We start from the raw sequence: 14,416 nt of genomic DNA, 5'->3' as shown, positions 1-14,416 counted from the left end.
ATTTGTATGAAATTTGAAGGTCTGAGTGCGATCGCGCTTTTAGAGGGCGCGAAAGGGATGTTGGCGTTATCTATCATTGTTCTGATCAATCTATTGGCGGGACAAGAGCTGCATCGTCTGACGGAGCGAGTGGTGGTTTGGGTGCCTATGTCCGCTTCTCATCAATACCTAACCTCTTTTTTGCATTTCATTGAGCGCATGGCGTTCAAGAATACAGCATGGGTGACAACGGTTTTACTCTTGTACGCCAGCTTTCGTTTTGTGGTGGCATATGGTCTTTGGTACCGATTGCGATGGACGCAATGGCTTGCCTTTATCAGTGGATCTATCTATATCCCCTTTGAGTTGTATGCTATCTATCTTGATCCAAGCCGGATGAACGTCGCAATACTCCTGTTGAATCTCCTTGTGGTTTTCTACTTGTATTGGGTGTTGAGGAGGGGAGAAGTCTTATCATCTAATGCCCTATCTGAATAATTTTTGGAATAAAAATTTCAATGCATTCTGCGTGTTTTATTCATAGGACAATCTTATCCTTTTGTTTTTAAAGCGTTAAATTCTTTTTGGTGCGTATTTCCCCCTTCTTATGACACTCTGACGGCATTTTTTATAAAAATAATCACTTTGTCTATTGATAAAAATGAAACAAATATTCTATTATGGTTTCATTGTTGGAATATCACATACGATAGTGAGACGATCATGACAGTAAAGAAAATGCGTGTAGGGTTGGTGGGTTCAGGCTATATGGGCAAAGCTCATGCGATAGCCTACCGAAATGCGATAGCAGCCTTTGCTATTCCACAAGGTCAATTACATTGTGAGATGTTAGCGGATGCGACACCAGAGTTGGCTGAAATGAAGGCGCTGGAATTGGGCTTTCAGCGTTCGACAGGGGACTGGAAAAGCTTAATTCATGATCCCAACATTGACGTTGTAGATATTTGTGCACCGAACTTTCTACACAAAGAAATTGCCTTGGCCGCCATTGCTGCTGGTAAGCATGTTTACAGTGAAAAGCCGTTAGCATTGAATGCGGCAGATGCCAGAGAGATGACGGAAGCGGCAGAGCGTGCTGGTGTCAAAACGCTAGTAGGTTTTAATTATATCAAAAACCCAACGGTGCAATTCGCTAAGCAATTAATTGCTCGGGGTGATATTGGTGAGGTGGTGCATTTTCGTGGTGTGTTTAATGAAGACTATCTTGCTGACGCAAATTTGCCTTTTAGTTGGCGTTTACAGAAGCAGTTTGCGGGAACCGGAGCATTGAATGATTTGGCCTCGCATCTTGTGCAATTGGCGACACATCTGGTGGCGCCTATTGTATCTTTGTGCGCGGATCTTAAAGTAGTCCACCAATATCGTCCTTTGTCTTCAAACGATGCCAAAGCAGGGGTTGGGGAAGTAGAAAACGATGATCAGGCGCATATGATGGTGCGTTTTGCTAATGGTGCTCAAGGCACATTAGAAGCGTCGCGTATCGCATGGGGAAGAAAAAATGGTTTGTCATTTGAAATTACGGGAACCAAAGGAAGCTTGATTTTCGATCAAGAAACCTTATCAGAATTGTCTTTGTATATTGCGGAGGGCAATCCTCAAACCCAAGGTTTTAAACGTATTTTGGTTGGACCTGAACACCCTGATTATCAAGCATTTTGCGTATCTGCGGGTCATGGATTGGGCTTCAATGATATGAAAGCGGTTGAAATTCGAGATTTATTTCAAGGTATTGTGCATGACGCTCCTTTATGGCCTGACTTTCGAGCGGCGACCCAAGTAAACATCATCCTCGATAGCGTGGTGGAATCTTATGAAAAGAAAGCGTGGGTAGAAGTCGAGCAATATGATGTGAATCGATAGCCTTAAACATCGGTTCAGTACGCCAAAAAGACAATAATAATGATTGAGGTTTTTATGTCATCTTTACTGAGTAAAAACAGACGAAGCAAACAACGCCAAATGAACGGTAATACGCAAACTCAATATATTACGCCAGAAAGTGCGAATTGGCATTATGTTGGTTTTGAAGCGCATCAGCTTAACGCGGGCGAATCTGTAACCGTGCAAACCGGAACCGATGAAGTATGCGCGGTGATTCTATCGGGCAAAGCCAACGTCCGTACCAAGCTTGAAGCTTGGGAAAATATTGGTGACCGAATGAGTGTGTTTGCGCAAAAAGCACCTTATTCTGTGTACTCCCCAGCCCAAGATGAAATTCGTATTACCGCCATTACGGATGTGGAAGTCGCGTTTTGTAAGGCACCAGGGAAAGGGGGATTTCCAGCGAAATTGATCACCCCTGAGCAATGCCAGTACGAAACTCGCGGTGTGGCAAGCAATACCCGTCATGTGTGTAATATCCTATTTGGTAACGAACCTGCTGACAGTTTGTTGGTGTGTGAAGTGATCACACCCAGTGGTGGTTGGTCTAGTTATCCGCCTCACAAGCATGATACCGACGCCGCGCCAGCGGAAACTCAACTGGAAGAAACCTATTATCACAAGATTGATCCACCGCAGGGGTTTGCCTTTCAGCGTGTTTATACGGATGACCGAAGCATTGATGAGACCATGGCCGTGGAAGACGGTGATCTTGTCATGGTGCCAGAAGGTTATCATCCAGTTGGTGTCCCCCATGGTTATCAATCCTATTATTTGAATGTCATGGCGGGACCAAGTCGGAATTGGATTTTTCATAATGATCCGGATCATGAGTGGATTATTGAAAGAGATAAACAGCTCTAAACCTTAATAACTGTTGCGACGTTACGAGCGAAGTAAAGACAAGGCAAAAACGAACGAGAAAACGGAGTTTATAGTTATAAATGAGTATTTCGAGTTCGTTTTTAACACAGTATTTACAAGCGCAGTAGTCGCCTTAAATATACCTAAGGAATTATCATGTTGAATTTTGCGCTATTCGGTGCGGGTCGAATCGGAAAAATGCACGCCCAAAATATTCAGGCGTTTGCCCAATCTAACTTAAAATATGTCTTTGATGTCTATGCGCCAGCGGCGGAAGCCGTCGCAAAGGCCACTGGTGCCAAGGTGGCGGACAGTGTGGAAGTCGCCTTAGCCGATCCAGAAGTGGATGCGGTGTTGATTGCCACCAGTACAGATACCCATGTGGAGTTGATCATTAAGGCGGCCAAAGCGGGTAAAGCCATTTTATGTGAAAAGCCGATTGATCTAGATACAGCGACTGTAAACGCTTGCTTAGAACAAATAAAAGATTGTCATGTGCCTATCCAGATTGGCTTTAATCGTCGTTACGATCCAAGCCATGCGGCCGTGGCCAAAGCGGCTCAAGACGGCAGTATCGGCACATTAGAGCAGGTCATCATTACCAGTCGCGATCCTGGTATGGCGCCAGTGGAATACTTAAAATCGTCTGGTGGTATTTTCCGTGACATGATCATTCATGATTTCGATATGGCACGTTTTGTCTTAGGCGAAGAAATTGTTGAGTTACAGGCTTTTGGCAGCGCCATGGTGGACAAAAAAATCACCGAGATTGGTGATGTGGACAGCGTAATGCTGATCATGAAAAGCCAATCTGGTCGTTTGATTCATATTAATGGCTCTCGTCGCGCCATCTATGGCTATGATCAGCGTGTGGAAGCGTTTGGCTCAGAAGGCATGGTGATATCGAATAACCAAACGCCAACCTCTGTGACTCGGTTTACTAAAGAGACAACGCAAGTAAAAGACCCACTTTATAACTTTTTTATCGACCGTTATGTGGATGCTTACAATTTGCAGTTAACCTCTTTCATCGAAAACGTCATTGCTAAAAAGCCCGTTTCCCCAAGTTTTGAAGATGGACGCCGTGCGCAAATTCTGGCGGATGCCGCACAGAAATCACTGGAAACAGGGCAGAAAGTAACCTTGAGCTGGTAATAGCTTGATATTACATACCACAATAAAAAAGGGCGATTTGCCCTTTTTTATTGTCAGTACTATTTGGACTTGTCGAAAGCTGTGTTAACCGTGATGTTGTTGAGTTGATTTTGTTCAAATGACGCAATAGATAACTCAATTCTTTGTCTAAAATCATCTGGGAAGGGAATCGCTGATTTTGCCATTTTGGAGAAGCATACATAGGTGACATCGGCGTCAACCACGACCTCATTGGTTGGGACTTTTATAATGGTCTGCTGCATGGTGACACTACGATTGCCTATTTTTACATAGCGGGTTTGCACTTCGAGTAGGTCTCCAAAATTGGCTTCGGATTTGAAGTTGATGTTTATATTCACCACAGGCCAGACGAGGTCTTGCTGCATCCAGTCGTCTTTACTGAAAAATTCATCAAAAAATGCCCAGCGGCCTTCTTCTATAAATTCTAAGTAGCGAGCATTGTTGACATGTTGAAAAAGGTCGAGGTGATAGCCGCGTACTTTGATCTGTGTTGTGTTGAGCATGTTATTGTTCTCCATAAAAATTAACGGAAAAGGTTACGATGCTTTAAAAACGAAACAAATAACAAAATCGCTCGATTTTACTGACAGGGCAATTTTGTTATTTGAGCGGTAAATGGATGGGTTAATACGTTGCTGTTTAAGGAAGGTGCGAACAAGTCCTCTTGTCTCAGCATGTGGATAAAAGCCTGTTATTCGAGGCGAGTAGCGAATGTGAATAGTGGTTCTATTTTCGAGGTGCTCAACAAAGAATACAGGCTTTTAGGCCATGCCCTCGGCAATTGCTCCTGCATTGCCCTAATTACCTACATCCATGTAGGCATGCGGGTCTTTCAGAGCTTACTATTAAAAATAATAGGCCACATGTCGTTGTGACTCTTTGAAAGGTACCTACATTCCTTCAGAGTCGCGCCTTATTTGACGATTTCTCTGAAAGACTGAGGCTTAGTAGACTTATTCGCACCTTCCTTAACATACTAAAGCTGTATTTTGTATTTGGGCAAAATCTTGTATTGGTGATGTTTTAGGTATTGAATTGATCAAATAACGGCAGGTGGGAAATACAAACAAAAGAGGAGCGTGTAATGTTAATAAAAGACAAAACCGGTTTGGTTGTGATTGATGTTCAAGGAAAACTAGCCACTATTGTTCACGACAGCGAGGCGTTTATCGCTAATTTGGTTAAGCTAGTAAAAGCCGCAAAGCTATTAGGTTTGCCCATTCTTTGGTTGGAGCAAAACCCAGAAAAACTGGGCGCAACGGTGCCTGAACTTCGTGAAGTGTTGAATATGGTCGAGCCCATTGCTAAGTATTCTTTTAGTGCCTGTGGCGAACCGGCTTTTGTTACTGCTGTGAAAAAAGCCAAGGTGAATACTTGGTTGATTAGTGGTATTGAAGCGCATATTTGTGTTTATCAAACCGCATTGGGTTTGCTGGATTTGGGTTACGTGGTGGAGTTGGTGAGCGATTGCGTATCATCTCGAACGACAGAGAATAAAAAGATGGCGCTCGCCAAGTTAGCTCGAAAAGGTGTGGAAGTGACCAGCCTTGAAATGTGCTTATTTGAATTGATTGGTGACTGTCGAGCGGATGAGTTTAGAAGTGTGTTGAGTTTAATTAAGTAAAAACTTTTGTACGATTGCGGCTCGTTATATCGATTTAATTTATCTTGAACGGTCTGCTTTGTGGTTTAATCCAGCAATAGTATTTCATTGAGACTCAATACCTTTCCCTTTAGGCAGGCAGCATGAACATAGATAAATCGAAAAAGCGTATCGCGAAGAAAGTCAAAATGGGTTTCAAAGGGTATCCGCAACTTTCCATTGCTTACTTTGGTGATACAGAAAAAATCGCCACAGAAGTGGTAGTGACCTTTACTGCAGAAGAAGGTGCTGAGCCACAGGAACAGCGTTTTGTAGGGCAAAGTGATGTGCGTGAAGACGAAGTGATTCAATCAGCCTTAGTGAAAATCATGGAGCGCACTGACGCGAAAACAGTGTTAGAAGCACAAGGTGTTTCGAAGAAGAGTTAAGACTCTTTTATTGCATAAATAATAGGAAACGGATGCTTGACCTTGGACTATTGTCTAAGGTCTACACTCTTGTTATAGGTTCATAACAGGAGAGATTTATGCATCACTCATCAAGTCATCACTCATCAAGTCATTACTCATCAAGTCATCATTCACATCAACACAATGCAGACTGTCAGTCTCGTGCATCATGTCAGTGTCATCTTGCCACACAAACTCATGCCGACCAGAAAGATAACGGTTCTTGCAGCTCGACGCTAAGTGAAACTTCAACGTGTTGCGCAAGCGGTAAAAGCGGTCAAAAAGAAAGCCAATGTGGTACTTCTGACGATGAAGATGCTCTCAATGGTTGCTCATCCACAGATTCCAATGACTACGCTCCGGTGGCGCAAGAAACGGGCACGCAAACGTATTGTTGGCGAGTCAGCGGGATGGATTGCGCCAGTTGTGCACGATCCATCGAACGTGCGGTTTCTTCAATAGAAGGTGTGGTGAGTGCGAATGTGATTTTTTCGACCGAAAAGCTACAGGTTGAAACCACATCCGATGTCTCTGACAACATTCAAGACACGGTAAAAGGTATAGGTTTTAATTTATTGCCCTTTAACGCCGCGCCTGAATCATCAGCAAACAAGGTGTTTTTTCAACAATGGCGTGAATACGCGCCTATGGCTGGGTTAACACTATTGATGCTGTTGAGTTGGGGCATAACACAATTTCATCCTGTGTTTGGCGAAACGGCTTTTATTGTGACGACCTTGTTTGGTTTAGTGCCCATCATGAAAACGTCATGGCGCATGATGCGTAGTGGTTCACCTTTTGCCATTGAAACCTTGATGAGCGTCGCGGCAATCGGTGCGTTATTCATTGGTGCTACGGCAGAAGCAGCGATGGTGCTGCTGCTCTTTATGGTTGGGGAGTGTTTGGAGTCGTTTGCTGCCAACCGTGCTCGCAAAGGCGTCAGTGCTCTAATGGCCTTATTGCCAGAAGAAGCCTTGATTATCAAAAATGGCGTACGTCAAAAAATCGCTATTGCGGATTTGCGTCCAGGCGATGAAATTGAAGTGTCGCCGGGAGAACGCTTGCCTGCCGATGCAGAGCTTCTGTCCGAAATGGCAAGCTTCGACGAAAGTGCTTTGACTGGGGAGTCCGTTCCAGTTGAACGTTCCTCTGGTGAAAAAGTACCAGCGGGGAGTTTGTTGGCCGATCGGGTTGTGCGACTCAAGGTGGTGTCGCAACCGGGTAATAACGCCATAGATCGAATTTTGCATCTTATCGAAGAGGCGGAAGAGCGCCGAGCACCGCTTGAGCGTTTCTTAGATAAATTCAGCCGCATCTATACGCCTGTGATTATGTTGATTTCTATCTTGGTGATCTTGATTCCACCTTTGGCCTTTGCTCAGCCTTGGGATACGTGGGTTTATCGTGGTTTGGCCTTGTTGCTGATTGGTTGTCCTTGTGCCTTGGTTATTTCGACACCAGCCGCGATTACCTCTGGTTTGGCGGCAGCGACTCGTCGAGGCGCTTTGATTAAAGGTGGCTTAGCACTAGAACAACTGGGTCGAATCAGAACCATTGCTTTTGATAAAACCGGCACGCTGACGGAAGGTAAGCCAAGCGTGACGGACGTCGTTACTTTAAATGGTTCTAACGTTAATGACGTATTAGCTTCGGCAGCGGCCGTTGAAATGGGATCCCATCATCCATTGGCGAAAGCCATTGTGGATTACACCGAGCAACAAGGGATTGCAGTGGTTCACGCTGATAATCGCAAAACCTTGGCGGGTGTCGGGGTAGAAGGCGATTTTGCGGGTAAAAAAGTCAAAATCAGCTCGCCAAGTAAGTTAGAGCAAGCGTTAGAGGATTCTATTCAGCAACAAGTTATTCAGCTTGAGCAAGCAGGTAAAACCGTCGTGGTTGTTTTAGAAGAGGGTGAATTGTTGGGCTTGATCGCATTACGAGATAAATTACGTGACGATGCCAAAGCCGCGCTGAAAGACCTAGCCGATTTGGGCATTAATGGCGTGATGCTCACTGGGGATAATACCCGCGCCGCTGCAGCGATTGCTGCCGAATTGAACATAGATTATCGAGCGGATTTATTACCAGAAGACAAAGTGACGGCGGTCACGACATTAAATCAACAACAAGCGACAGCCATGGTGGGTGATGGCATCAATGATGCACCAGCCATGAAAGCGTCCACTATCGGCATTGCCATGGGAAGTGGCACAGACGTGGCGTTAGAAACGGCCGATGCGGCGTTAACTCATAATCGGTTGCAAGGCTTAGCTGAAATGATTCGTTTATCCCGTGCGACCAATGCCAATATTCGCCAAAATATTACCATCGCGTTAGGTTTGAAGGCGGTATTTTTAGTGACGACTTTGTTAGGTGTAACGGGACTGTGGTTGGCCGTATTGGCGGATTCTGGCGCGACGGCATTGGTCACGGCGAATGCTCTACGGTTGCTAAAAAAGCGTTGAATGCAATATAAGGTAAACCTCTAAATGAACCGTCAGTCATAAATATTTCATTTATGTTAATGAAATGGGTAAGAAAAAATTAATAACCGCCATAAGCTACGAAGTTTTGCTTTGTAGGCTCATCTTTATAGAAAGTTGGTGATAGGATTTCGCACCTTGTGTTTGATGTTGGTCGTAGAGAGGATGTTTTTGGTGGTGTTAAACCAACCACAAAACGCTCACACTGCGGTTAGCCTATATCAATGTCTGATGCTGGTGAGGTGCTTTTAGTCTGTCTTTTTGAAGACAACAAGCACGTCCTATCATCCAACTATAAAATAATAGATGTTGTTTGCTTTATGAAAAATCAAAATACAGCTCCTGAAAAGTCCCTCTCTGCCCCGTTCGTTTATCCGAACATGAAAATCGCGTTTATCCTATTGATTACCTGTTTTGCGGCATGGGGCGTTGCCGCCAACATGACCGATCCCTTGGTAAAAGTGTTTAGCAAGATTTTTACCATGAGCACCTTTGAATCCGCCCTTGTGCAGTTCGCTTATTACGGCGCATATTTCTGTTTGGCGATTCCAGCGGCGTTTATCAACGCACGTTACTCTTATAAAGCGGGTGTATTGACTGGTTTAGGTTTGGCTATTTTAGGGGCCTTGGCTTTTTATCCTGCTAGTGTGTCTATGACTTATGGTTTCTTTTTGGCGGCGCTGTTTATTTTGGCAGCAGGCTTGTCTATTTTAGAAACCTCAGCGAATCCTTTTGTGATGACCATGGGGCCAGAAGGCAGCGCAGCGCGTCGTTTGAATTTGGCTCAGGCGTTCAATCCGGTTGGTACTAACATCGGTGTATTTTTAGCAGCGACCTTGATTCTTCCTAATCTAAACACAGCGTCCGCTGAAGAAAGAGCCAGCATGGCACCTGAAATGCTACTGAGCATTCGTGCAGATGAGTTAAACAGCGTCATGACACCTTATGTCGGTATGGCGTTTGTTTTGATGATTATCTGGGCGCTTATTTATTTCATGCGTATCCCTAAATCAGAGAACAAGGTCAATGTTGACGAAGTTCAGACGATTGATTTCATGGCGACATTAAGCCGATTACTTGCCCGAAAACAGTATCGTTGGGGTGTTGTCGCGCAGTTTTTTAACGTAGCGGCACAAACGTGTACTTGGACTTTTACGATTCAATATGTGCTAGAGACTCTTGGTGGTACTGAAGCCAGTGCGTCTGATTATCTCCAGTACAGTCTGATTATTTTCTTGATATCGCGTTTTGTGATGACCTGGTTGATGGGCTTTTTCCGTCCTGCTGTGTTGTTGAGTATCTTGGCGCTATTGGGTACGGCTTTGTGTTTGTACGCTGTTATGGTGCCAGGTGTTACAGGCGTTTGGGCGATTGTGTCTATTTCAGCTTGTTTATCTTTGATGTTCCCAACCATCTACAGCATCGCGTTAGACGGTCTTGGTAGCGATACGAAATTTGGCTCTGCGGGTTTGGTCATGGCTATCTTGGGTGGGGCTGTTATGCCTTTGGTTCAAGGGGCTACCATTGATGGATATGGTGCTATTATTTCATATGTCGTGCCAGCAGCGTGTTTCCTTGTTGTCGCCGCTTACGGCATGTTCTCAGTGAAAAATGCCAGCGTCTAACCACAATTGAAATATCGATAAAGAGCCTCGCTAATGCGGGGCTTTTTTTTGCCTGTGACTTTGTGCTTTAACTTCCTTATCATCCGTTAAGCTTGTTGAGGAAGTGGGTTTGTTATGTATTTGTTGAACAGAGCGGAAATATTAGAAGAAGAAAGCCGCATATTCGCTCATTCTGTGACGCAATGTGATTTACACCATCACAATGCCCACGAATGCTTGTGGGTGGTGAAAGGTCGTATTCGTGTTCAGGTGATGGATGAAATACTGCTGTTACAGGAAGGGGATGTCTTGTTTATTAATAAAGAGCGCCCCCATGCCACGCAATCGACAGACGCCGATAATTTGGTGCTTTGCCTACAGCATCATTTTGTGGGGGTGGCGTTAGATAGTACGCCCATGAAAGCGTGGAGTTTAGCTCAACAAAGTATGACAGCGAAGATTAAGCAGCTGATGGCCCATTTATGGTGGGAGCAACACTATAAAGCGAATCATTGGCAGCAAGCCCAAGCCAGTCTGCTGGCTCAGCTTGGTTTGCTGTTTTCTCGATATTTTCCGGCAACGAGTGTTAATAAAGTAGATTCTATGGAATCTACTTTATTAATTAATGATTTATTACGCCAAATTACCTTGCGTTACCAAGAGCATATTTCTTTATCTTTGCTTGCTAATGAGCTAGGGCTGTCGGAAGCCTATTTAAGCCGTTATTTTAAAGCCAAAGTTGGCGAAACATTTTTACGTTATCTGACGCTTTATCGATTAGAAAAAAGTTTGTCAGACTTGCTTCAGAAGCCTAAAAAAGCCATATCAGATATCGCACTAGATCACGGATTTCCTTCCGTAAAAGCCTTTAATATGGCGTTTCGTCGAGAATATGATTGCACGCCTACTGTGTTTCGACTTAAACGTGAGTCGGTAAATTTAGTCAGTGTGGGTCAAGCGTATGCGGGGGTTGATTTAGTGCTGTTGAAACAGCGCATTTTGCCGTGGTTGGATAAACAATTCTTGTACATTTAAAAATTTCTTTTAAAGGTGTTTACTGTGAGTGGTTTTTTTATAGGTCAAAAAACGGCTATTGAGTAGGTCAAAAATCGGATAGCACCCTTAAGATTAATTCCCATAATGAAACAAAATAATAAATACAAATAGGGTTTCATTATGAAGAAGTTATCGTTTTTCGATAAGGTGAGTTATGGCTTTGGTGACTTAGCCAGTAATGTGGTGTTTACTGCGGTAGGTACTTATCTGATGTTTTTTTATACCGATGTGTTCGGCATTTCGGCTGCTCTTGTGGGGACATTGTTTTTTGTCACGCGAATGTGGGATGCTGTCTCTGACCCCATAATGGGGATGATAGGTGACAGAACCCAATCACAGTTTGGTAAATTTCGTCCTTATCTTCTGTACGTTCCAATCCCTTTAGCGATTGTCGCTGTACTCACGTTTACCACGCCTGATCTGGATGAGTCTGGGAAAATAATTTGGGCATTTGTGACCTATATTTTGTTGATGACACTCTACACAGCCATCAATATTCCATACTCTTCTTTACCTGCAACCATATCGGATAGCCCTGTAGAACGTGGTCAGATGGCATCATTTCGAATGGTCTTAGCCTTTACAGGTGCATTATTGGTCAATGCGGGCACCTTGCCGTTGGTTGAGTTTTTTGGTGATGGTAATAAGCAACAGGGTTTTCAATACACCATGATGTTGCTCAGTGCCATCATGGTGGTGACCTTCTGGTTGTGTTTTTCTCGTGTTAAAGAACGTGTACCAATGATAAAGCAAAGCTCCTCTTTGAAAGAAGATCTTGCAGTCGTCATCAACAATCGTGCTTGGTGGGTGACGATATTAATGGGCATTCCTCTGTTTACTTTCACCATTATGCCATTTGCTGTTGGCATGTATTATTTTACCTATATCGTAGGGGATGCCAGCAAAGCGGGTATGTTTTTTACCATGGCGAGCCTCGGTATGATTGCAGGATCCGCCTTGATGTCTCAGTTGGTTAAGCGTTTTTCGAAACGCAGCCTAGTGATTACTGGTGCATTATTGAGTATGTGCTGTATTAGTAATTTGTATTGGGTTGATCCATCCAGTCTGTATGTCATTTACGCCATTATCTTTTTTAATCAGTTGTCTAAGGGGATTGCTGCTTCTTCTTTATGGGGATTGGTGGCTGATACGGCGGATTATGTTGAGTGGAAATCAGGTCGACGCGTAGTGGGTTTGTCGACGAGTTCTGCCACTTTTTCCCATAAATTTGGGATGGGGCTAAGCGGGGCTTTAGTGGGTATTGGGCTGAGTTTTGCGGGCTACCAAGCGGGGGTTGAGCAAACGGCTCAATCTGCACAGATGATTTTACTTTTCATGAGTCTCTTTCCTGCCTTTGGTGCGGGTTGTATTGCCTTTATTGCGTATTTCTATCCGATAACACGAAACGTAGAAGACACCATGCAATCTGAATTAAGGGCGACTCGCAAAGCGAATCAAGTAAATTAAAGGGTATTGAGGTTTTACTATGAATGAGTCATTGCGTAATGCGCCGTTTTTTTTGGACAACATGGCGCTTGAATGGGTAAATAAAACCTATACAGAGCTAACGTTAGAGCAAAAAGTAGGGCAGCTATTTAACCTAATTGTAAGAGCAAATTCGGTGGAGGAATTGTCTCTAGTTGACAGTATTCAGCCTGGTGCTATTACCAAATTTGTTGGTCCAGATCTTGATATTGAAGTCAATATGATGAATCAATTACGCAGCCATTCTGCTGTGCCGCTTTTAGTGAGTGCTGATCTTGAAGGGGGTGGCATGAGCTTTCCATTTGGTGCACAAGTGCCAAATCAGCTTGGACTTGCCGGCCTCAAAGACGAAAGTACCGTGGAATACTGCACTCAAGTGATTGCTCAAGAGGCGAAATTATTAGGGATTAATTGGTCATTTACTCCCGTGATCGATATTAATGCTAAGTTTCGCAGTGCAGTGGTTGGTACACGCTCTTATGGTAGCGATGTTGATGTTATCGAAAGTATGAGTCGGTCCAACATTAAGACTTTTCAAAACAATGGCATTGCAGCTACCGCAAAGCATTGGCCGGGGGAGGGCTTTGACGACCGAGATCAGCATTTAGTCACGACGGTCAATCCTTTAAATAGGGACGAATGGGAAGAACGTTATGGGCGACTCTACCGTAGTGCGATTGACAGCAATGTGATGTCAATTATGTCAGCTCATATTGCGTTACCTGAGTATGTAAAGCAGTACGAGGCAAATCCTGAAGAATGGTGGCGTCCTGCGAGTGTGAGTAAGTTACTGAATGAGCAACTGCTGCGTGGAGAGTTGGGGTTTAATGGCTTAATTGTGTCAGATGCGACTGTGATGGCGGGTTTAAGTAGCTGGGCGAAACGTGAAGAGGTGGTGGGGCAAATCATTGAGAATGGCTGTGACATGCTGTTGTTTTGTAAGGACCCTGTTGAAGATTACGCGTATATGCTCAAAGCTGTGCGTGAGGGGAGTGTGTCCGAAAAGCGCCTCGAGCAATCGGTACTGCGTATTTTAGCAATGAAAGCGGCGTTGGGGTTGCATCAACAGCAGGATGACATTAGCGTCCAAAAAATGAAGAATTTATTGGCGTCCGATTATGCGGATCGCATTCCAGAACTGAATCGTAGAACGGTCCATTTGGTTAAAAATCGTCATGAAATTTTGCCGATTAGCTTGGAAAAACAGCGACGTGTATTGGTGATGTCCACGGGGATCAAAAATATTTTCTTTTCTTCGCCTATGCCATTTCAAATCCCTAAAATGCTAGAAAACGAAGGCTTTGAAGTGACTGTGTTTGAAGCCGGAATGGCATTAGAAACCAAGCAATACGACTGGGTGCTTTATCTCAGTGGCGACGAATCTATGTTAGTGAAGTCACATATTTATATCGATTGGATGGGGTTGCATGAAGGGTTTGGTAACGCCATGTATCGTCCTTGGGTTGATATTCCAACGGTAATGGTGTCTTTTGGGCATCCGTATCTTTTATATGACGCGCCGAAAGTACCAGCCTATATTAATGCTTATAGCCCTTTGGTAGAGGTGCAAAAAGCGGTAGTGGATGGGTTATTAGGACGATTAAGTTTTAATACAGATGCGACCATTGATCCTTTTTGTGGCTTAGAGCAGCTACGTTACTGATGCGAAGAGCGTTTGAAAAGAGCTTGTGTGTTTGACTTATACGAGCTCTTTTTTTGTTTGCTGACTTTGCCTTCTAACTCGCTTATGATGGTTAGTTACGTGTTATGGGGATGATCGTAAATTTGACGGCCTAAAGGCCGACCTACATGTGA

At 44.0% G+C, this 14,416-nt stretch carries 12 protein-coding genes; 11 read left to right on the top strand and 1 reads right to left on the bottom strand.

Going from position 1 to position 14,416, the window contains the following annotated elements:
- The first annotated feature begins 6 nt into the window (after nt 1–6).
- The 4 genes from DKT73_RS16460 (at nt 7) to iolG (ending at nt 3,900) form a co-directional block, all read left to right on the top strand.
- Nucleotides 7–477 (top strand): DUF2127 domain-containing protein, encoded by a 471-nt coding sequence (locus DKT73_RS16460; RefSeq protein ID WP_111639641.1) that lies wholly within the window; start codon nt 7–9, stop codon nt 475–477.
- Between the two features lie 225 nt (nt 478–702).
- Nucleotides 703–1,860, top strand: coding sequence for a Gfo/Idh/MocA family protein (locus tag DKT73_RS16455; RefSeq protein WP_111639640.1), 1,158 nt, complete (start codon nt 703–705; stop codon nt 1,858–1,860).
- A 54-nt stretch (nt 1,861–1,914) separates the two neighbouring features.
- Nucleotides 1,915–2,745 carry a 5-deoxy-glucuronate isomerase gene (gene iolB / locus DKT73_RS16450; protein ID WP_111639704.1) on the top strand — a complete coding sequence of 277 codons (831 nt, stop codon included), beginning with the start codon at nt 1,915–1,917 and terminating at the stop codon, nt 2,743–2,745.
- Between the two features lie 156 nt (nt 2,746–2,901).
- Nucleotides 2,902–3,900, top strand: a complete 999-nt coding sequence (gene iolG, locus DKT73_RS16445) for an inositol 2-dehydrogenase (RefSeq protein ID WP_111639639.1) — start codon at nt 2,902–2,904, stop codon at nt 3,898–3,900.
- A 59-nt stretch (nt 3,901–3,959) separates the two neighbouring features.
- Here the strand turns inward: iolG and DKT73_RS16440 are convergent, their stop codons facing one another.
- Nucleotides 3,960–4,424, bottom strand: coding sequence for an acyl-CoA thioesterase (locus tag DKT73_RS16440; RefSeq protein ID WP_111639638.1), 465 nt, complete (start codon nt 4,422–4,424; stop codon nt 3,960–3,962).
- Nucleotides 4,425–5,005: 581 nt separating this feature from the next.
- Here DKT73_RS16440 and DKT73_RS16435 point away from each other — a divergent pair.
- From DKT73_RS16435 to DKT73_RS16405, 7 genes are all read left to right on the top strand, one after another.
- Nucleotides 5,006–5,545, top strand: coding sequence for a hydrolase (locus DKT73_RS16435; protein ID WP_111639637.1), 540 nt, complete (start codon nt 5,006–5,008; stop codon nt 5,543–5,545).
- A gap of 122 nt (nt 5,546–5,667) precedes the next feature.
- Nucleotides 5,668–5,952, top strand: a complete 285-nt coding sequence (locus tag DKT73_RS16430; protein ID WP_111639636.1) for a hypothetical protein — start codon at nt 5,668–5,670, stop codon at nt 5,950–5,952.
- A 98-nt stretch (nt 5,953–6,050) separates the two neighbouring features.
- Nucleotides 6,051–8,438 (top strand): zinc/cadmium/mercury/lead-transporting ATPase, encoded by a 2,388-nt coding sequence (locus tag DKT73_RS16425; protein WP_111639635.1) that lies wholly within the window; start codon nt 6,051–6,053, stop codon nt 8,436–8,438.
- A gap of 338 nt (nt 8,439–8,776) precedes the next feature.
- Nucleotides 8,777–10,081 (top strand): L-fucose:H+ symporter permease, encoded by a 1,305-nt coding sequence (fucP, locus tag DKT73_RS16420; RefSeq protein WP_111639703.1) that lies wholly within the window; start codon nt 8,777–8,779, stop codon nt 10,079–10,081.
- Between the two features lie 114 nt (nt 10,082–10,195).
- Complete coding sequence (locus DKT73_RS16415) at nt 10,196–11,095, top strand: helix-turn-helix transcriptional regulator (RefSeq protein WP_111639634.1); 900 nt, start codon at nt 10,196–10,198, stop codon at nt 11,093–11,095.
- A gap of 141 nt (nt 11,096–11,236) precedes the next feature.
- Entirely contained in the window at nt 11,237–12,583 is a 1,347-nt protein-coding gene (locus DKT73_RS16410; protein ID WP_111639633.1) for an MFS transporter, read from the top strand.
- 19 nt (nt 12,584–12,602) lie between these two features.
- A complete protein-coding gene (locus DKT73_RS16405; protein ID WP_111639632.1) occupies nt 12,603–14,264 on the top strand; it encodes a glycoside hydrolase family 3 protein in 1,662 nt (553 codons plus the stop codon).
- Nucleotides 14,265–14,416: the final 152 nt, after the last annotated feature.

This window comes from Marinomonas shanghaiensis (assembly GCF_003259175.1).
Taxonomy (GTDB): Bacteria; Pseudomonadota; Gammaproteobacteria; order Pseudomonadales; family Marinomonadaceae; genus Marinomonas; species Marinomonas shanghaiensis.
This window is presented reverse-complemented; position numbering and strand designations above follow the sequence as displayed.